We start from the raw sequence: 18,846 nt of genomic DNA, 5'->3' as shown, positions 1-18,846 counted from the left end.
GAGCAGCACATCCGTACTGGGCAAGGACAAAACCATGCGGCCGCTATTCGTTGATATTCCACCCGTGAGCACCCGCCGCAGAACTAGCGTCTGCGCAACGGGCGTACTCCTGACAACCCCCGAACACTCACATACATGAGGCAGGGTGATTGTAGGTGCTCCTTAGAAAGGAGGTGATCCAGCCGCACCTTCCGGTACGGCTACCTTGTTACGACTTAGTCCCAATCGCCAGTCCCACCTTCGACAGCTCCCTCCCACAAGGGGTTAGGCCACCGGCTTCGGGTGTTACCAACTTTCGTGACTTGACGGGCGGTGTGTACAAGGCCCGGGAACGTATTCACCGCAGCGTTGCTGATCTGCGATTACTAGCGACTCCGACTTCATGGGGTCGAGTTGCAGACCCCAATCCGAACTGAGACCGGCTTTTTGGGATTAGCTCCACCTCACAGTATCGCAACCCTTTGTACCGGCCATTGTAGCATGCGTGAAGCCCAAGACATAAGGGGCATGATGATTTGACGTCGTCCCCACCTTCCTCCGAGTTGACCCCGGCAGTCTCCCATGAGTCCCCGCCATTACGCGCTGGCAACATGGAACGAGGGTTGCGCTCGTTGCGGGACTTAACCCAACATCTCACGACACGAGCTGACGACAACCATGCACCACCTGTGAACCGGCCCCAAAGGGGAAGGACTGTTTCCAGCCCGGTCCGGCCCATGTCAAGCCTTGGTAAGGTTCTTCGCGTTGCATCGAATTAATCCGCATGCTCCGCCGCTTGTGCGGGCCCCCGTCAATTCCTTTGAGTTTTAGCCTTGCGGCCGTACTCCCCAGGCGGGGCACTTAATGCGTTAGCTACGGCGCGGAAAACGTGGAATGTCCCCCACACCTAGTGCCCAACGTTTACGGCATGGACTACCAGGGTATCTAATCCTGTTCGCTCCCCATGCTTTCGCTCCTCAGCGTCAGTTAATGCCCAGAGACCTGCCTTCGCCATCGGTGTTCCTCCTGATATCTGCGCATTTCACCGCTACACCAGGAATTCCAGTCTCCCCTACATCACTCTAGTCTGCCCGTACCCACCGCAGATCCGGAGTTGAGCCCCGGACTTTCACGGCAGACGCGACAAACCGCCTACGAGCTCTTTACGCCCAATAATTCCGGATAACGCTTGCGCCCTACGTATTACCGCGGCTGCTGGCACGTAGTTAGCCGGCGCTTCTTCTGCAGGTACCGTCACTTTCGCTTCTTCCCTACTGAAAGAGGTTTACAACCCGAAGGCCGTCATCCCTCACGCGGCGTCGCTGCATCAGGCTTTCGCCCATTGTGCAATATTCCCCACTGCTGCCTCCCGTAGGAGTCTGGGCCGTGTCTCAGTCCCAGTGTGGCCGGTCACCCTCTCAGGCCGGCTACCCGTCGTCGCCTTGGTGAGCCATTACCTCACCAACAAGCTGATAGGCCGCGAGTCCATCCAAAACCACAAAAAGCTTTCCACCCCCCACCATGCGATGAGGAGTCATATCCGGTATTAGACCCAGTTTCCCAGGCTTATCCCAGAGTTAAGGGCAGGTTACTCACGTGTTACTCACCCGTTCGCCACTAATCCCCCAGCAAGCTGGGATCATCGTTCGACTTGCATGTGTTAAGCACGCCGCCAGCGTTCATCCTGAGCCAGGATCAAACTCTCCGTTGAAGTAAAACAAAAACAGACACAACCAGGCACCACGGGAAAACGCGGAACCAGACTGCACAAAATTTGAAACCAGCCAAAAACACCAGACCATCCACGGGATGGACAATCCAGCACATTCAACCAATCCATAAAATAAATTGGTATCAACAAACTTGGCACACTATTGAGTTCTCAAACAACAGACACATTCGAGTACTTTCAAACAAATTTGAATTCCGTTGAATTCTTTGTTATCATTTCCTCGCTGCGATGTTTCCATCTTATTTCATTCATTTCCACTTTGCAAATCCGGTTATTCTTCCGAAGTTCACTTGGTGGAGTGAATCCGCCCAGCGTAATACGAAGCAACTTTTCATTTTTGCGACTTGCGCATGAAGAATTGCTTCTCATTTGTAGGGGGTTTGTCACCACTCAGCGGCGGCGACTCAGAAAACATTACACGCTCCTCCCCGGCCGCGCAAATCGGCCGGAAAGGAGCGTGCACATGAGTTCCTGGAAGCGCCCGACCCTAGGAAGCAGCCACTTCCACCGTTGCCAGGTTCTTCTTCCCGCGGCGCAGAAGCAGGTAGCGCCCGTGCAGCAGTTCGCTGCCAGGAATAACTGCATCCGGATCGGTGACCTTCGTGTTGTTCACATAGGCGCCGCCTTCACCGACTGTCCGGCGGGCGGCCGATTTGCTGTCCGAGAGCCCTGAAGCCACCAGCAGGTCCACGATGCCCATTCCGTCCGGGTCAACACGCGCCGAGGGCAGTTCGGCGGTCGCGGCCGACAAGGTCTGCTCGTCCAGCGCCGCGAGATCACCGCCGCCGAAGAGCGCCGCGGAGGCGGCGATGACCTTCTCCGTAGCTTCCACGCCGTGGACCAGTGAGGTCACTTCGAAGGCGAGCTTGCGCTGGCCTTCGCGGGCAAAGGGACGCTCGGCAATCGAAACTTCCAGGGCTTCGATCTCTGCGCGGGTCAGGAAGGTGAACACCTTCAGCCGCGCGGCAACGTCGGCATCAGCGGTGTTGAGCCAGAACTGGTAGAAGGCGTAGGGGCTGCACATCTCCGGATCAAGCCAAATGGCGTTGCCTTCGCTCTTTCCGAACTTGGTGCCGTCCGAATTGGTGATGAGCGGCGTGCCCAGCGCGTGCACGTGCTTGCCTTCAACCTTGCGGATGAGTTCGGTGCCGCTGGTGAGGTTGCCCCACTGGTCCGACCCCCCGGTCTCCAGGACACAGCCGTAGTCACGGAAGAGCTGAAGGTAGTCCATGCCCTGCAGGATCTGGTAGCTGAACTCTGTGTAGCTGATGCCCTCATCCGAACTGAGTCGGGAGGCAACGGCATCCTTGCGGAGCATGGTGCCGACCCGGAAGTGCTTGCCGATTTCGCGAAGGAAGTCGATGGCGCTGAGCGGGGCGGTCCAGTCGAGGTTGTTGACCATTCTGGCGGCGTTTTCGCCGTCAAAGCTCAGGAAGCGCCGGACCTGGGCCTGGAGGTACCCAACCCATTCGGAAACGGTGTCCTTGGTGTTCAAGGTGCGTTCCGCCGTCGGCCTCGGATCACCGATCAGGCCGGTGGATCCGCCAACCAGGCCCAACGGCCTGTGGCCGGCGAGCTGAAGGCGGCGCATCAGAAGCAACTGCACGAGGTTGCCGAGGTGCAAGCTGGGTGCGGTGGGATCGAAACCGCAGTAATAGGTGATCGGGTCCCCGGCGAGCAGCTTCTCCAGTTCCACTTCATCAGTGGAAACGTGGACCAGGCCGCGCCAGTTGAGCTCTTGCCAGATGTTGGCAAAGGTCGGATCGTTCTGCTGGGACTCGAGATCATTTAGTTGGGACACGTGATCTAAGTTAGCAGGATTGCCCGGCTCCGAGCGCTGCGTGACAGCGCTCGGGCCGCGGGCGGGAGGCCGCGATAATCCGGCCCTCCCGCCCCCGGGATTATCTTTCGATGCCTGCAGGCACCGGTGCAGCTGCGATCAGCCGCAGCCGCTGGGTGGGCCGGGTCATGGCCACGTAGAGGTCCCCGACGCGTCCGTGCTCCTGATTGAGCATCATGGAGGGCTCCAGCACAACAACGCCGTCGAACTCCAGGCCCTTGGCTTCCCGCGGGCTGATAACGACGATGTCCTGCTCGTAGCTGCCGGCGCCGGAACCTACACGGCGGCCGTAGGCAGCGCGCAGTGCCGAAGTGGCCTGCGGCAGCAGGTCGCCGTCGGCAATCACGGCGAGCAGGCCGCCGTCGAGCGCGTCCAGCTCGTCCGGAAGCACCTCAACGAGCCTGCTGACGACTGCCCCGTCGTCGACGCGGTCGACGATCGGCGACCAGCGGCCTTCCCGGACGGCCTTGGGAGCAGAGATCACCAGGCCGGCGGCGGTGGCCATCCGGGCTGCCGCCTCCGCGATCTGGGAGGGCGTGCGGTAGTTGACCGTGAGTTCCTCGAGCTGCCAGCGGTCGCCGAACATCGGCTCCAGCGCGCTTTGCCAGGACTTGGCGCCGGCCACGGAACTCGTCTGGGCGATGTCGCCCACGATCGTGAACGACTTGAGCGGGCAACGCCGCACCAACAGCCGCCACTGCATCGGAGACAGTTCCTGCGCCTCGTCGACAACGATGTGCCCGAAGGCCCACGTGCGGTCGCTGGTGGCCCGTTCCGCGGCGGTGAGCCGTGCTTCGCGTTCCTGGTTCTGGTCGACAAGTTCCTCGGCCGTCATCAGCACATCGACCCCGGCGGTTTCCATGTTCACCAGGGTCTGCTTGGCGTTGGCGATGTCCCGGGCACGGTCGTGCTCCTGCTGGGCCAGTCCGCGGCCGGCTGCGGGATCAAGCTCGCCCAGCAGTTCGGCGGCTTCATCCAGCAGCGGCACGTCGGCTTCGGTCCAGGGACTGTCTGCCGGACGGCTGAGGAGGGCGCGTTCAGCGTCAGTCAGGTGGGGCGTGCAGGCTGCCAGGATGGCCGGCTTGCTGAACAGCTCGGAGATGAGCTTTTCCGGGGTCATCGGCATCCAGCACAGATTCAGTGCGATCCGGACATCGCGGGCAGTCCGGACGTCCTCGGCGAGATACGAACGGTCCGCATTGTTGCCGATGCTGCCGGCCTCGACGAGCTCGGTCATCTGCTCGGTGAGCTCGCGGAGCAGGATCTTCACGAACGTCAGGCGCGCCTCGTTATGCGGCTTGTGGCTGGCGCGGGCCTTTTCCCGGGCCCGGCGCACCTGGCGGGGAGTCAGGACCAGCTTGCGGCCGTCCACCTCTAGGATCCGGTTCTCAGCCGGTATGCGCTGCCGGTTGGTCACGGCGTTGGCAACCACCTCGGCCATATCCAGCCTGCCCTTGACGGCAGCGACGTCCGCTTCCTGTTCGGGTACGGCATTTATGCCGGGCATCAGCCGGCCGACGCTCGCCATGACCACGCCCGTCTCGCCGAGTGACGGCAGCACGCGCTCAATGTATTTCATGAACGACGACGACGGACCCACCAGCAGTACGCCGGCGGTCTTCAGCCGGTCACGGTGGGTGTAGAGGAGGTACGCGGCGCGGTGCAGCGCAACGGCGGTCTTGCCCGTTCCGGGCCCGCCCTGGACGACGACGGCTCCGGAGATGGAGGAGCGGATGATCCGGTCCTGCTCCGACTGGATGGTGCCGACAATGTCGGACATGCGTCCGGTGCGCTTGGAGTTCAGGGCGGCCAGCAGCGCTCCCTCCCCCTGGAGCGATTCGTTGTCGGCCAGCATGTCGGCGTCGAGGACGTCGTCTTCAATGGCCTTGACTTCGCGGCCCTGCAGAATGAGGTGGCGCCGGCGGCGCACGCCCTGGCGGTCGAAAGCAGTGGCCTGGTAGAAATGCCCGGCCTCGGGCGCGCGCCAGTCAACCATGAGCCGCTGGAGGTCGTCAGTGGTCAGCCCGATACGGCCGATGTACTGGGCCTCCCCCGAATCCAGGTCGAGGCGGCCAAAAACCAGCCGGTCGTCCACAGCGTCCAGCTGGGCAAGGCGGTCCTCATAAAGGGCCGCAAAGGCGTCCCTTTCGGAAACATTTTGCATGGTTCCCACGGCACCGGCACGGCGGACCTGGGCAAGCTGAGTGCGCTTTTCCTCGCGTAACTCATCAAGGCGGGCATACAGTCCGGCAACATAGTCCCGTTCATGGGCCAAATCAGCGTCGAGCATCGAGACTTTCCCCTATCGCAAAAGACAGACCGTCCATTCTACAACCATTTTGATGAACGCGCCTGAAACATTTCAGTGGCCCGGTTTCCCACACCCCGCTCCCCCGCTGCGCCGCTGCGCCGGGTGCCGGGCCGGCGGTGACGCTGCCGGCTCCGGGCCGGAGTACCCCTCAGAGCCGGATGAGCGAGCGGACCCGGTGGCCGCTGAGTGCAGAACGGCCGCGCAGTTCACCAAGTTCCATGACCACGCCCACGCCGGCAACATGGACCCCGCAGCGTTCAAACAGCCGTGTGGCGGCGCCGAGAGTTCCGCCGGTGGCAAGGACGTCGTCGAGAATCAACACCCGGCTCCCGGCCGGAAGATCAGTGGTGTGCAGTTCGAGCGTCGCAGTGCCGTATTCCAGCGCGTAGTCCTCCGCGACCACCTTGCGAGGGAGTTTTCCGGCTTTCCGCACCGTGATCACACCGGTGTCGGTGGCGTAGGCAGCAGCGGCCGCCAGCAGGAAGCCGCGGGCCTCCACCCCGGCCACGGCATCGAACTGTCCTTTGAACGGCTCGACGAGTGCTTCCACCACGGCCCTGAACGCCGAGCCGTTGGCAAAGACGGGGGTCAGGTCCTTGAAGATGATTCCGGGTTTGGGATAGTCCGGCACCGTGGCGCAGAGGCTGTTGATCAGCTGGTCCACGGGAACGCTTCTTCTGGCTTGGCCAGGCTCGCTTTGATTCACCCATCCACCCTATGCCGGTGGCGGCCAATCTTCACGATCCGGCCCCTAAGCCATGATCCGGGCACCTAAAGCGCCCGGACCTAGGCCGGACGGGCCTTCGCGGCCTTGTAGCGGGAGACCGTGGGATCGCCGGTCAGCCAGTACCGCCACGGATAGACGTGGCTGCCGCCAGCCCCCGAAACCCCCACCCGCGGCCCGGTGCTGATGTCGCGTGCCCGCGCCACCGGCAGCTCCAGCCTGAACGGTTCGGCGAGCGCGTCCCGGCCGCTGTCCGCCGTCGTCAGTCCCAGTGCCGTCGCCAGCCGTGCGGGTCCGCTGGCCAGGTCCTTGGAGGATTTCGACGTCGGGCGCCTGGTACGTGCCAGATCCTCGCCGTCGACGATTTCTCCGCCCCGCAGGAGCAGTGCCGACGCCGTTCCGGGCGGACCGCAGACAATATTGGCGCAATAGTGCATCCCGTAGGTGAAGTAGACATAGAGGTGCCCGGCCGGTCCGAACATGGGCTTGTTGCGTCCGGTCTGTCCGCGGAAGGTGTGGGAGCCGGGATCCGGGTGCAGGGAGTCGTGCGGGCCAAGGTACGCCTCCACTTCGGTGATCCGCACGGAAACCGTACCTTCGGGGCTGTCATAGGTGAGGACGGCGCCGAGCACCAGGGGCGCCACGTGACGGGCGTCCCCGGAAAGCAACTGCCGCACGGCATGTTCGTGTCCGGGGCGCGGCGGGCTGGAGCTCATGCATCGACTTTAACAAAGACCGCTTTCAGCCGGACCCCACGGCCGTGTCCGATTTCCGCTAGCACCGGGTTCCCGGAGCTGACAGGATGGAGCCATGGACTTCTGGCAGCGGTACCGGGCAATCGATGCCCGCGACACCCGTTTCGACGGGCAGTTCTACACCGCTGTCCGGACCACGGGCATCTATTGCCGGCCCTCATGCCCGGCCCGGACGCCGAAAGCGGAGAACGTCACGTTCTATGAAACCTCCGCGGCGGCCCATGACGCAGGGTACCGGGCCTGCAAGCGATGCCTGCCGGAAGCCGTCCCGGGCACGCCGGCATGGAACCTCCGTTCGGACATCGCGGGGCGGGCCATGCGCCTCATCAACGACGGCGTGATCAACCGCGACGGCGTGGAGGGGCTGGCCTCTCGGCTCGGCTACTCATCCCGGCAGCTCAACCGGATCCTCAGCCACGAACTGGGCGCCGGCCCGTTGTCCCTGGCGCGGGCCAGCAGGGCGCAAACCGCACGGACGCTCCTGGTGTCCACGCAGATGAAGCTCGCCGACGTGGCCTTCGCGGCCGGATTCAGCAGCGTCCGCCAGTTCAACGAAACAATCGGCGAGGTCTTCGACATGACGCCGACGGCTCTCCGGGGCACTGCGCGCCACCACCGGACGCCGGCCGCAACGACGGCCCTGACGCTGAACCTGCCCTACCGTGAACCGTTCGATCCGGGCGTCTTCGATTTCCTCGCCGTCCGGTCCATCCCCGGGATCGAGGCCGGCACCGCAACCTCCTACGCGAGGACTTTGCGACTCCCCCATGCTGATGCCCGCTTCAGTGTGAAGTACGACGCCGGCGCCCCGGGGCGGCCCCTGATCCTCACCATCGGGGCGGTGGACCTCAGGGACCTGCCGTCACTGCTGAGCCGGGTCCGGCGGCTCCTGGACCTCGACGCCGATCCGGTGGCCATCGACAGTGCGCTGGAAGCCGATCCGCGGCTGGCGCCAGCTGTCAAGACCTTCCCGGGCATGCGCATGCCCGGTGCTCTGGATCCGCAGGAGTTGCTGGTCCGGGCCATGATCGGCCAGCAAATCACGGTCGCGGCCGCCCGGACCGCGCTCACCCAGTTGTCCGCCTGCGGAAGCGGGAGCCTGGTGCCGGCGGACGGCCTGCACCGGCTCTTCCCCACCGCGGCCCAGATCGCGGACGCGGGATTCAGCCTGCTGCGTGGTCCGCAGCGGCGGATCGACTCCGTCCGTGCGGCCGCCGCCGCCATGGCCGCCGGGGACCTGGACTTCGGTTACGGCGACGACCTCGCAAGCCTGCAGTCCAAGCTCCTGCCACTGCCGGGGGTGGGACCGTGGACCCTGGGATACGTTGCCATGCGGGTGCTCGGGGCACCGGATGTGTTCCTGGCCAACGACGCCGCCGTGCGCAACGGCATCCTCGCCCTCGATGGCGACCGACAGGCCGCTGGGCGGCAACCTCGCCAACTCACACCGGACTTCACCGAAGCAAGCCCCTGGCGCTCCTATGCCACCATGCATCTCTGGCGTGCTGCCGCCAGGCATTCCAGGCGCACACCGAGGCGGCAGGCTTTGCCGGCCATTGCGGCAAGTTAACCCTGAAGAGTTAATCCCGAAGATTTAACCCACGAAAGCGACGAAATGAAAGCCCAACTGCTGACCCTGTCCACCCCGGACGGTCCGTTCACCATCATTGCCCGCGACGGCGCCGTCCTGGCGTCCGGCTGGACCGCGGAGGCTGCGGAGCTGACCGGGCAGATCCATCCCGAATTGCTACCGGATGAGTTCGTCCCGGTCATGGAACTTGGCGACATCTCGGACGCCGTCAGTGCCTTTTACGCCGGCGACCCGGAGCCTGCCATGCGTGTGCCGGTCCTGCAGAAATCGGGACCGTTCCGCAGCCATGCCTGGGATGTCCTCCGGACCGTGAGCCCGGGCCGGCCCGTGACCTACACCGAGTATGCGACGCTGTCCGGGAACCCGAAAGCTGTCCGGGCCGCCGCAAGCGCCTGCGCCTTTAACGCGGCAGCCCTGTTCGTGCCGTGCCACCGTGTGGTGCGGACGGACGGCACGCTGGGCGGATTCAGGTGGGGGGTTGCGGTCAAGGAAAGCCTGCTGGGACGCGAACAACGCTGACTGCGGCCGGCAACCCTACTTGCTGGCCGGAACGCCTGAGGGCCAGGGCAGGAGCTCCGGAAGATCCACACCGTCGGCAGCGGCAGATGCGCGCAGGCTGCCCAGCGAGGGCTCGCGCCCCGCTAGCCATGCCGCAATGTCCGTGAGCATGCCGTTGATGACGGTGGACCGTATTCCCGTGCCGATGGTCACCGGCGGCAGGCCGAGGGACTGCAGCACGAACCGCTGGCCCTCCGGCACGCGGGCTGCCAGGAAATCGAACAGGTGCTCGCAGAATGGCCGGCTCCAGGTTTCCGGGCCACGTCCTGTGTTCAGGTCCGAGGCGTGGATCGTGAGTTCCCGCCAGAGGGCCAAGCCACCGTCCAGCACCACTCCGCCGCGATAGGAAATCGGCACCTGCCAGCCGCCGGCATCCAGCGAATCGAAGGCCCGGAGGGCGCGTTCCAGCGCAGAATCCAGATCGGCGCGGTGCTGCGAAAGGGTGTGGCCTGCGGCCATGTCGATGGCCTTGGTGCGGCCTTCAAAACCGCCGTCATAAAGGTCCACCGTCTCTCCGCGGGCGGCAAATTCAAGTTGCCGGGCCATGGCGTTCGAAATACCGGTGAGGTGCGCGAGGACATGGCCCCGGGTCCAGCCGGGCAATAACGAGGGAGCCGTGACGTCTTCTTCGGCGAGTTTGCCGGCCTGGGAGGCAACGACGTCGGCAGCTTTATGGAGTTCGGCGAGCAGCGCGTCCGGTGTGATTGCGGTCATACCCGCCATCGTAGCGGACAGTTAATCGCTCTTAACGCGAGCCGCGCTCCGGACCGGGACCATAGCGGTGGCGGACATGGCGGCGGTCGTGGCGGGCCTGCCAGAACTCAATCTCGTGCGGCTGGACGGCGTAGAGCCGCCAGTCCGGATTGTCGCTGCCGTCGGCGCCCGGCCGTGCGTGCCAGTCCGCTGCCGAGGCCTCGGCGGACAGCTCCACGACGCCCCCGGCCACGCGGACCTGCCGGCCCTGCAGGGGCCAGTAGAAGTTCAGCGCCGCCTTCGGAGTGGCCGCGAGTTCCTTCCCCTTACGCGAGGTGCGGGAGGTTGCGATGTGCCAGCCGTCGTCGTCAATGTCCTTGAGGATCAGCATCCGGGACGAAGGCTGGGCGTTGGCCCCCACAGTAGCCAGGCTGCACGCATGCGGCTGGGGCTCCCCGGCGGCAAGCGCCTCTGCCAGCCATTGCCGGAACAGCTCGGCCGGGTCTGCCGGGGCTGTCGAGGGATCGAAATCCGGCAGGGCCTCAGGGAAATCCGGCAGGGCACGCAGGTACCGGCGGAAGGATTCGCTCATGCACCCACCATAAACGCAGAACGCTCTCTCAGTTGTGGCATGAACATTGGCAACGCTCTCTCGCTTTCTTGAGGAAAGTGAGAGAGCGCCGGCCAAATGGTCGCAACAAGTGAGAGTGTCCCTATGTTTTTTGTCAAGCTGCTGCGGGTGATTTTGCCTGGTAGAGGGAGCCGTCGCGGAGCATGGCGTAGAGGGTGTCGCAGCGGCGTCGGGCAAGGGCGATGAGGGCTTGGTTGTGGCGTTTGCCTTCGGCTCGTTTGCGGTCGTAGTAGGCGCGGGAGAGCGGGTCTTTGAGGGCTGCGAATGCGGAGAGGTAGAGGGTGCGTTTGAGGACTTTGTTGCCTCTTCGGGAGGCGCGGTCGCCTCGGATGGAGGACCCGGAGCGCCATGTCACCGGAGTCAGGCCGGCGTAGGAGGCCAGGTGCCCGGCGGTGGGGAAGTCTTTGCCGGCGACTTCGGTGAGGATCCGTGCTGCGGTCCTGATGCCGACGGCCGGCAAAGACATCAGGACCTGGTGAAGAGGGTGGGCCTCCACGAGGTCTTCGACCTGGGTGTAGACGGTGGCGCGGCCTTCGTGGATCCTGGCGAGCATGCCGGCCAGTTCAGGCAGGACGATGGTTGCGGCGTTCGTGCCGATAACGGTCACGCTCTGTTGGCCCAGGGCCTCGATGATGTCATCGGCGAGGCGTTCGCCCATCCGGGGCGCGAGCTTGGTCAGCCGGTTCCCGATCCGGCGCCGTCCTGCGTGGCGAAGCGCTTCGGGTGTGGGCCAGGTCCGCAGCAGATCCAGGACCGCGGGGTGGTCCAGCCGGGGTCCCAGGACGCGTTCGAGTGCCGGGTGGATCTGCGTCAGCAGGCCACGGATCCGGTTCGAGGTGGCGGTGGCCTGTTTGGCCAGGTCATCATCGAAACCGCAGAGCATGGTCAGCTCGGCGGTCTGCTCGTCTGCGAGCTGGACCGAGCGCAGAGTATGGGGCATGGTGCGGGCGGCGTCGGCGATGATAAACGCATCCCGCGCGTCCGTTTTTGCTTCCCCGGGGTGCAGGTCCGCGATCCGGCGCATCGCCAAACCCGGAAGGTAGCCGATCAGCGTCCCTGCGGCCTGGGCCACGGCAACCGGGAGCGCGCCGATCGTCGCGGGCTGGTCGACCACCACGAGGATTCGGCCGTGGTGTTCAAGCTCGGCCAGGATCTCCCGGATCCGGGTCTCGTCGTTGGGCAGGGCCCGGTCCAGCAACTTCTTCCCGGTCCGGTCCAAGGCAACAGCATGATGCTCGCCCTTGCCGACATCCAATCCGATGAACACTTCAACGTTTTCGTGGTTCCTGATCACCTGGCGCACCTCCCGGTCCTGGACACTGACTTTCGTGCCAGCCTGACCCTCGGTGTCAGAGCCCCGCACCCACGTTACGCACGACGTTCCCAAACTGTCCTGCCCCTATTAGCGGTCACCCTGCCACCCGCCCGGACCCCGGTGACAACACTCTCAGGATCATCCAACGACAGAGCGTGATAATCATGCCGGGGCCGGTCAGGCAAGCACACCCACATCCTGCAACAGAACTGGGCTACGAAAAAGGTAACGAGCGTCTGGCTGTCAGCCCGCGTACTCCCGCACGCCGGCAAGCTCGGCTTCCAGCGCGACGAGCTGGCGTTCGACGGCGGCGGGTGCCGTCCCGCCCTGGGAGTTGCGGCTGTTGAGCGATCCCTCGGTGGACAGGACCGTGCGGACCTCAGGCGTCAGGTGCTCCGAGATAGCCGCGTATTCCTCGTCCGTCAGGTCCCAGAGCTCGACTCCGCGGCTTTCGGCCTGCTTCACGGCAGCACCGGAGAGTTCGTGGGCTTCACGGAACGGAACGCCCTGCCGGACGAGCCATTCGGCAATGTCCGTGGCCAGCGCGAAGCCCTGGGGAGCCAGCGACTCCATCCGTTCGGTGTTGAACTTCAGCGTCGCAATCATGCCGGAGACGGCCGGAAGCAGGACTTCCAGCGTGTCGGCGGCGTCGAAGACCGGCTCCTTGTCCTCCTGCAGGTCGCGGTTGTACGCCAGCGGCAGGCCCTTGAGCGTGGCCAGCAGCCCGGTCAGGTTCCCGATCAGGCGTCCCGCCTTGCCGCGGGCCAGTTCCGCCACGTCCGGGTTCTTCTTCTGCGGCATGATTGAGGAACCGGTGGAGTACGAATCGTGCAGGGTCACGAAGGAGAACTCCTTGGTGGCCCACAGGATCACTTCCTCCGACACCCGGGACAGGTCCACGCCGATCATGGCCGTGATCCAGGCGAACTCGGCGAAGACGTCGCGCGAGGCGGTGCCGTCGATCGAGTTGTGGGTCGCGGAGAAGAAGCCCAGTTCCGCCGCCACTGCCTCCGGGTCCAGGCCCAGCGAGGAGCCCGCAAGCGCACCGGAACCGTAGGGCGAAACCCCTGCACGCTTGTCCCAGTCCTGCAGCCGCTGCACATCGCGCAGCAGCGCCCAGGCATGGGCCAGCAGGTGGTGGCTGAGCAGCACCGGCTGCGCATGCTGGAGGTGCGTGCGTCCGGGCATGGCCACGCCCTGGTGCGCCTTGGCCTGCTCCATCAGGGCATCGATCGTGGCGAGCACGCCGCGGGCGATGATCCGGGCGTGGTCGCGCAGGAACATGCGCCCCAGCGTGGCCACCTGGTCGTTGCGGGACCGGCCCGCGCGGAGCTTCCCGCCGAGCTGGGTGCCGGCGCGCTCGATCAGTCCGCGTTCCAGCGAGCCGTGCACGTCCTCATCGGATTCGGCCGGAAGGTAGGCGCCGGAGGCGACGTCCTCGTCCAGCTGCGTCAGTGCGGCGAGCATGCCTTCCAGCTCGGCGTCGTCCAGCAGCCTGGCCTTGTGCAGCACGCGGGCGTGCGCCTTGGACCCGGCGATGTCGTAGCGGGCCAGCCGCCAGTCGAAGTGCGTGGACTTGCTCAGCGCGGCGAGGGCATCGGCGGGGCCGCCGGCGAACCGGCCGCCCCACAGCGCGCCGGTGTTCGTGGCTTCGGACTTTTGCTCAGCCACGCGGGCTACTTTCCTGCGACGCGGATGTCGCGGCCGGAGGCAACCTTGGCGGACATGCCCCACAGCTCGATGAACCCGCGCGCCATCGACTGGTCGAAGGTGTCGCCGGTGTCGTAGGTTGCGAGATCGAAGTCGTAGAGCGAGGTGTCGGAGCGGCGTCCGTTGACCACTGCCTGGCCGCCGTGCAGCGTCATGCGGATGTCACCGGAAACGTACTTCTGGGTGTCCTCGATGAAGGCGTCCAGGGAGCGCTTGAGCGGGGAGAACCACTGGCCGTCGTAGACCAGCTCGGACCAGCGCTGGCCCACGGTGGCCTTGAAGCGGGCCTGTTCGCGCTCGACGGTGATGTCCTCCAGGTGCCTGTGCGCGGTGATCAGCGCCATGGCACCGGGGGCCTCGTAGATTTCGCGGGACTTGATGCCGACGAGGCGGTCCTCGACGACGTCGATCCGGCCCACGCCCTGGGCACCGGCGCGGCGGTTGAGTTCCTTGATGGCCTGCAGCGGGGTGACCTTGACGCCGTCGATCGCTACCGGAACGCCGGCTTCGAAGGTGATGGTGACTTCATCCGGTGCCGGCGGGAATTCCGGGGTGGCGGTGTAGTCGTAGATGTCCTTGGTGGGGGCGTTCCAGATGTCCTCGAGGTAGCCGGTTTCGACGGCGCGGCCCCAGACGTTCTGGTCGATCGAGTACGGGTTCTTCTTGGTGGTCTCGATCGGCAGTCCCTTTTCCTCGGCGAAGGCGATGGCCTTGTCGCGGGTCAGGGCGAGGTCGCGGACCGGGGCGATGCACTTCAGGTCAGGCCCGAGGGTCTGGATGCCCACTTCGAAGCGGACCTGGTCGTTGCCCTTGCCGGTGCAGCCGTGCGCCACGGTGGTGGCACCGAATTCGCGGGCGGCCTTGACCAGGTGCTTGACGATCACCGGGCGGGAGATCGCGGAGACCAGCGGGTAGTGGCCCTGGTAGAGGGCGTTGGCCTTCAGCGTGGGCATGCAGTATTCGTTGGCGAACTCATCGGACGCGTCGGCCACGTAGGCTTCGACGGCGCCGCAGCCCAGTGCACGCTGGCGGATGGTCTCCAGCGACTCGCCGCCCTGTCCGACGTCGACGGCCACGGCGATGACCTCGGCACCGGTGGCTTCACCGATCCAGCCGATCGCTACGGAAGTATCCAGGCCACCGGAGTAGGCCAGCACAATACGCTCAGTCACTTCAAATGCTCCTTAGTTGTTTGGTTCTTGGTTGTCTTCAAGCTTATGGCCGGCTTCTTCGGCGAACTGCAGGAAGCGGGCGGCCACGTCCGCGCCGCCCTGCGGGTCCCGCGTAACCAGCAGCACGGTGTCGTCCCCGGCGATGGACCCCAGGATGGATGGCATGACCGAGTGGTCGATGGCCAGGGCCAGGAAGTTCGCCGCGCCCGGAGGGGTCCGGAGCACCACGATGTTCGCCGATGCTTCGGCAGTCACCAGCAGTTCCCCGCACAGCCGGGCAAGCCGGGCGTCGAGGATTTCCTGGGTAACCCCGGCCTTGGCTGCGCGCTCCCCGCCCTCACCCGGGACGGCGTACACCAGCACGCCGTCCTTGCCGCGGACCCGGACGGCGCCGAGTTCCACGAGGTCGCGGGACAGCGTGGCCTGGGTGACCTGGACGCCGTCGTCCGCCAGCAGCGCGGCAAGTTCTGCCTGCGAGCGGACGGATTCGCCGGTCAGGATCGCGGTAATCCGCGCCAGCCTGGCGGTTTTGGTGGCGGGGCTTGCGCCCTGAGCCGCCGGAGGGTTGGTGGACACTAGAACGTGCTCTCCCCGGTGCCTTCAACGGGGGAAAGACCGTCCACGAAGGCCAGGCCGGACCGGTGCATAAGCCACGCCATCAGCGCCTTCTGGGCGTGGAGGCGGTTTTCGGCTTCGTCCCAGACAATCGACTGCGGACCGTCGATGACCCCGGCAGAAATCTCATAGCCCCGGTACGCCGGCAGGCAGTGAAGCACGACGGCGTCCGGCGCCGCGAGTTCCATCGCCGCTTCGTCGACGGAATAGTCGCGGAACAGCTGCAGCCGGGCTTCCTTTTCGGCTTCCTGGCCCATGGACACCCAGGTGTCGGTGGCGACGACGTCGGCCCCCTTGAGCGCTTCGGCGGCGTCCGTGGTGATCAGCACCGAGCCGCCCGTTTCCGCGGCCCGTTCCTCCGCGGCAGCGACGATCTCCGCAGCCGGAAGATAGCCGTCCGGCCCAGCAATGCGCACGTGCATCCCGGCGGTCACCCCGGCCAGCAGATAGGAGTTCGCCATGTTGTTGGCGGAGTCGCCGAGGTAGCTCATGGTGAGGCCCTTGAGCTCGCCCTTGTGTTCCTTGACGGCCAGCAGGTCGGCCAGCAGCTGGCAGGGGTGGTAATCGTCGCACAAAGCGTTGATGACCGGGACTTTGGAGTTTTCGGCCATGGCCACCAGTCCGGAGTGTGCACCGGTGCGCCAGACGATGGTGGAAACCATGCGCTCCAGGACCTTGGCGGTGTCCTCCACGGATTCCTTGTGGCCGATCTGCGCCTCACCCGGGTTGATGATCAGGGCGTTTCCGCCCATGTCCGCCACGCCGGTGGCGAAGGAGACCCGGGTCCGGGTGGACGTCTTGTCGAAGATGACCGCAACGGTCTTGCGCCCGCTGCCCTGGGCGGCGAACGGCTGGACGCTGTAGGGTGCGGCTTTCATCCGGACGGCAAGGTCCAGGACCTCGGCCTGTTCTGCAGGAGTGAGGTCGGTGTCCTTGAGGAAGTGACGGGTTGTTGCGGAGCTGGTCACTGGGCATCCTTTGCGGTCTGGAGGAGCGTGGGCAGGGCCTGGATGAAGCTGTCGGCCTGTTCGGCCGTCAGGATCAGCGGCGGGGCGAGGCGGATGGTCCGCGGACCGGGGCTGTTGACGATGAAGCCGGCGTCCAGTCCTGCGGCCACGACGGCGGGCGCGATGTCCGCGTCCAGGTCAAAGCCGATCAGGAGGCCTTCGCCGCGAACTTCCGTGACGCCGTCGACTGCCGCCAGCTTCGAGCGGAGGTGCTCCCCCACCGCACGGACGTTGTCCAGGACGCGCTGGCTCTCGATCGCGTGCAGCGTGGCCAGCGCGGCGGCCGTGGCCACCGGGTTCCCGCCGAAGGTGGTGCCGTGCTGGCCTGCGGTGAGGAGCGAGGACGTTTCCGGGCCGAAGGTAATCAGTGCCCCGATCGGGAAACCGCCGCCCAGGCCCTTGGCGAGCGTCACTGCGTCCGGGACGATCCCCGCGTCTTCGCTGGCCAGCCATTTGCCGGTGCGGCCGATGCCGGTCTGGACCTCATCGAGGATCAGCAGCGCGCCTGCCTTCGTGGTCGCTTCGCGGGCGGCCTTCAGGTAACCGGCGGGCAGCGGCCGGACGCCGGCTTCGCCCTGGATCGGCTCGAGGAAGACAGCCGCAGTGGTTTCATCGATTTCCTCGATGAGTGCGTCGATGTCCCCGAACGGGATGTGGACAACACCGCCGGGCAGGGGTTCGAACGGCGCCCGGTAGGCGGCCTTGGCGGTCAACGCCAGGGCGCCCATGGTGCGGCCGTGGAAGGCACCCTCGAGCGCGATGATTTTGGTGCGCCGTTTGACTGTTTCGCCGGGGCCGGCTGACACCTCGGCTCCGGAGTTGCGGCGCGCCAGCTTGAAGGCGGCCTCCACGGCTTCGGTGCCGGAGTTCGCGAAGAACACTTTGGAACCGGCCGGAGCCTTGGCCAGTTCCAGGAGCTTTTCGGCCAGCGCAATCTGCGTGGGGCTGGTGAAGAAGTTGGACACGTGGCCCAGGGTGGCCAGCTGGCTGGAGATGACGGACGTCACGAACGGATGGGCGTGGCCCATGGCGTTCACGGCGATGCCGCCGAGCAGGTCGAGGTACTCCTTGCCGTCGGCGTCCCAGACCAGGCACCCGGCGCCGCGGACCAGGACCCGCTGCGGCGTGCCGAAGACTCCCATGAGGGAGGAGGAGTAGCGGGCCAGCCATTCGGCTCCTGTGGTGTGGCCTTTGGTTTCGACGAGCTCAACCACCGGGGACTTTTCTATCTGGCTCATACGTTCGTTTCCTCGTCCGGGACCACCTGCGTGCCGATTCCGGCGGTGGTGAATGTTTCCAGCAGCATGGAGTGCGGCAGGCGGCCGTCCACAATGTGTGCGCGCTCCACTCCGTCGTCAACCGCCTGCAGGCAGGCGGCCATTTTGGGGATCATGCCCGATTCGAGCCGCGGCAGCATTTCCCGCAGCTCCGAGGCCGTCAGGGACGAGATCAGCGACGACTTGTCCGGCCAGTTCGCGTAGAGGCCCTCGACGTCGGTCAGGATGACCAGCTTGGAGGCACCCAGCGCCGATGCAACGGCGGCCGCCGCGGTGTCCGCGTTGACGTTGAGCACCTGCCCGGTGGTGGATCCGTCGTCGGATATTTCCGGGGCAACGGTGGAAATCACCGGGATCCTGCCGGCGGCGAGGATGTCCACGATGCCCTCGGGGTTGACGCCCACGACTTCCCCGACGAGGCCCAGGTCAACTTCCTCGCCGTCCACGACGGTTCCGGTGCGGACGGCGCGCAGCAGGCCGCCGTCTTCACCGGACATGCCGACGGCGTAGGGGCCGTGGGAGTTGATCAGGCCCACAAGTTCGCGGCCTACCTGGCCGGTCAGCACCATGCGGACCACGTCCATGGCCTCGGGTGTGGTGACGCGCAACCCGCCCTTGAACTCGGACTCAATGCCGAGGCGGCTGAGCATGGCGTTGATCTGCGGCCCTCCGCCGTGCACCACCACCGGGTGGATGCCCACGTGGTGCAGGAAGACGACGTCCTCGGCGAACGCCCGGCGCAGGTCGTCGTTGACCATGGCGTTGCCGCCGTACTTGATCACCATGGTGGATCCGGCGAAGCGCTGGATCCACGGCAGGGCTTCGATCAGGGTTCCCGCCTTGTCCTGGGCGGCCTTGGTTGTATCGGGACCGATAGAGGTTGTCTCGCGTGTCTGGGTGTTCATGCTGCTGTCTCCCCGGAAGGTGGGTGCGCCA

The 18,846-nt window shown here is 65.4% G+C and carries 15 protein-coding genes and 1 rRNA gene; 2 read left to right on the top strand and 14 right to left on the bottom strand.

What is annotated here, in order from left to right; translation table 11 throughout:
• Positions 1-166: 166 nt before the first annotated feature.
• From AC1MDG_RS07670 to AC1MDG_RS07650, 5 genes are all read right to left on the bottom strand, one after another.
• A 16S ribosomal RNA gene (locus AC1MDG_RS07670) occupies positions 167-1,690 on the bottom strand.
• 508 nt (positions 1,691-2,198) lie between these two features.
• Complete coding sequence (gene tyrS, locus AC1MDG_RS07665; protein WP_479808436.1) at positions 2,199-3,512, bottom strand: tyrosine--tRNA ligase; 1,314 nt, start codon at positions 3,510-3,512, stop codon at positions 2,199-2,201.
• A 100-nt stretch (positions 3,513-3,612) separates the two neighbouring features.
• Positions 3,613-5,841 (bottom strand): HelD family protein, encoded by a 2,229-nt coding sequence (locus tag AC1MDG_RS07660; protein ID WP_479808435.1) that lies wholly within the window; start codon positions 5,839-5,841, stop codon positions 3,613-3,615.
• Positions 5,842-6,010: 169 nt separating this feature from the next.
• The gene (locus AC1MDG_RS07655; protein ID WP_043480238.1) at positions 6,011-6,568 is read right to left on the bottom strand and encodes an adenine phosphoribosyltransferase; all 558 of its coding nucleotides are present in this window, start codon (positions 6,566-6,568) and stop codon (positions 6,011-6,013) included.
• A gap of 80 nt (positions 6,569-6,648) precedes the next feature.
• Complete coding sequence (locus AC1MDG_RS07650; protein WP_479808434.1) at positions 6,649-7,302, bottom strand: DNA-3-methyladenine glycosylase; 654 nt, start codon at positions 7,300-7,302, stop codon at positions 6,649-6,651.
• Between the two features lie 94 nt (positions 7,303-7,396).
• Here AC1MDG_RS07650 and AC1MDG_RS07645 point away from each other — a divergent pair, with 94 nt between their 5' ends.
• Both AC1MDG_RS07645 and AC1MDG_RS07640 read left to right on the top strand, forming a co-directional pair.
• Positions 7,397-8,911, top strand: a complete 1,515-nt coding sequence (locus AC1MDG_RS07645; protein WP_479808433.1) for an AlkA N-terminal domain-containing protein — start codon at positions 7,397-7,399, stop codon at positions 8,909-8,911.
• A 45-nt stretch (positions 8,912-8,956) separates the two neighbouring features.
• Positions 8,957-9,451, top strand: coding sequence for a methylated-DNA--[protein]-cysteine S-methyltransferase (locus AC1MDG_RS07640; protein WP_479808432.1), 495 nt, complete (start codon positions 8,957-8,959; stop codon positions 9,449-9,451).
• Between the two features lie 15 nt (positions 9,452-9,466).
• Here AC1MDG_RS07640 and AC1MDG_RS07635 read toward each other — a convergent pair whose 3' ends face one another.
• The 9 genes from AC1MDG_RS07635 to argB all read right to left on the bottom strand — a co-directional run bounded on the left by AC1MDG_RS07635 (position 9,467) and on the right by argB (position 18,815).
• Positions 9,467-10,204, bottom strand: a complete 738-nt coding sequence (locus tag AC1MDG_RS07635) for a maleylpyruvate isomerase family mycothiol-dependent enzyme (protein WP_479808431.1) — start codon at positions 10,202-10,204, stop codon at positions 9,467-9,469.
• A gap of 31 nt (positions 10,205-10,235) precedes the next feature.
• On the bottom strand, positions 10,236-10,775 hold the full coding sequence (locus AC1MDG_RS07630; RefSeq protein ID WP_479808430.1) for a pyridoxine/pyridoxamine 5'-phosphate oxidase: 540 nt from the start codon (positions 10,773-10,775) through the stop codon (positions 10,236-10,238).
• 133 nt (positions 10,776-10,908) lie between these two features.
• Positions 10,909-12,117 (bottom strand): IS110 family RNA-guided transposase, encoded by a 1,209-nt coding sequence (locus AC1MDG_RS07625; RefSeq protein ID WP_479805105.1) that lies wholly within the window; start codon positions 12,115-12,117, stop codon positions 10,909-10,911.
• Positions 12,118-12,372: 255 nt separating this feature from the next.
• Positions 12,373-13,800 carry an argininosuccinate lyase gene (gene argH / locus AC1MDG_RS07620; RefSeq protein ID WP_479808429.1) on the bottom strand — a complete coding sequence of 476 codons (1,428 nt, stop codon included), beginning with the start codon at positions 13,798-13,800 and terminating at the stop codon, positions 12,373-12,375.
• Positions 13,801-13,805: 5 nt separating this feature from the next.
• Complete coding sequence (locus AC1MDG_RS07615; RefSeq protein ID WP_479808428.1) at positions 13,806-15,011, bottom strand: argininosuccinate synthase; 1,206 nt, start codon at positions 15,009-15,011, stop codon at positions 13,806-13,808.
• A 12-nt stretch (positions 15,012-15,023) separates the two neighbouring features.
• The gene (locus AC1MDG_RS07610; RefSeq protein ID WP_043480222.1) at positions 15,024-15,587 is read right to left on the bottom strand and encodes an arginine repressor; all 564 of its coding nucleotides are present in this window, start codon (positions 15,585-15,587) and stop codon (positions 15,024-15,026) included.
• The gene (gene argF, locus AC1MDG_RS07605) at positions 15,587-16,594 is read right to left on the bottom strand and encodes an ornithine carbamoyltransferase (RefSeq protein WP_043480220.1); all 1,008 of its coding nucleotides are present in this window, start codon (positions 16,592-16,594) and stop codon (positions 15,587-15,589) included. Before argF ends, AC1MDG_RS07610 begins: the two co-directional genes overlap by 1 nt.
• Complete coding sequence (locus AC1MDG_RS07600) at positions 16,591-17,871, bottom strand: acetylornithine transaminase (RefSeq protein ID WP_479808427.1); 1,281 nt, start codon at positions 17,869-17,871, stop codon at positions 16,591-16,593. The genes argF and AC1MDG_RS07600 overlap by 4 nt, the downstream gene beginning before the upstream one ends.
• Positions 17,868-18,815 carry an acetylglutamate kinase gene (gene argB, locus AC1MDG_RS07595; RefSeq protein ID WP_479808426.1) on the bottom strand — a complete coding sequence of 316 codons (948 nt, stop codon included), beginning with the start codon at positions 18,813-18,815 and terminating at the stop codon, positions 17,868-17,870. Before argB ends, AC1MDG_RS07600 begins: the two co-directional genes overlap by 4 nt.
• Between the last annotated feature and the right edge of the window lie 31 nt (positions 18,816-18,846).

The sequence above is a fragment of the Arthrobacter sp. AIWTK1 genome (genome assembly GCF_056680535.1).
This window is presented reverse-complemented; position numbering and strand designations above follow the sequence as displayed.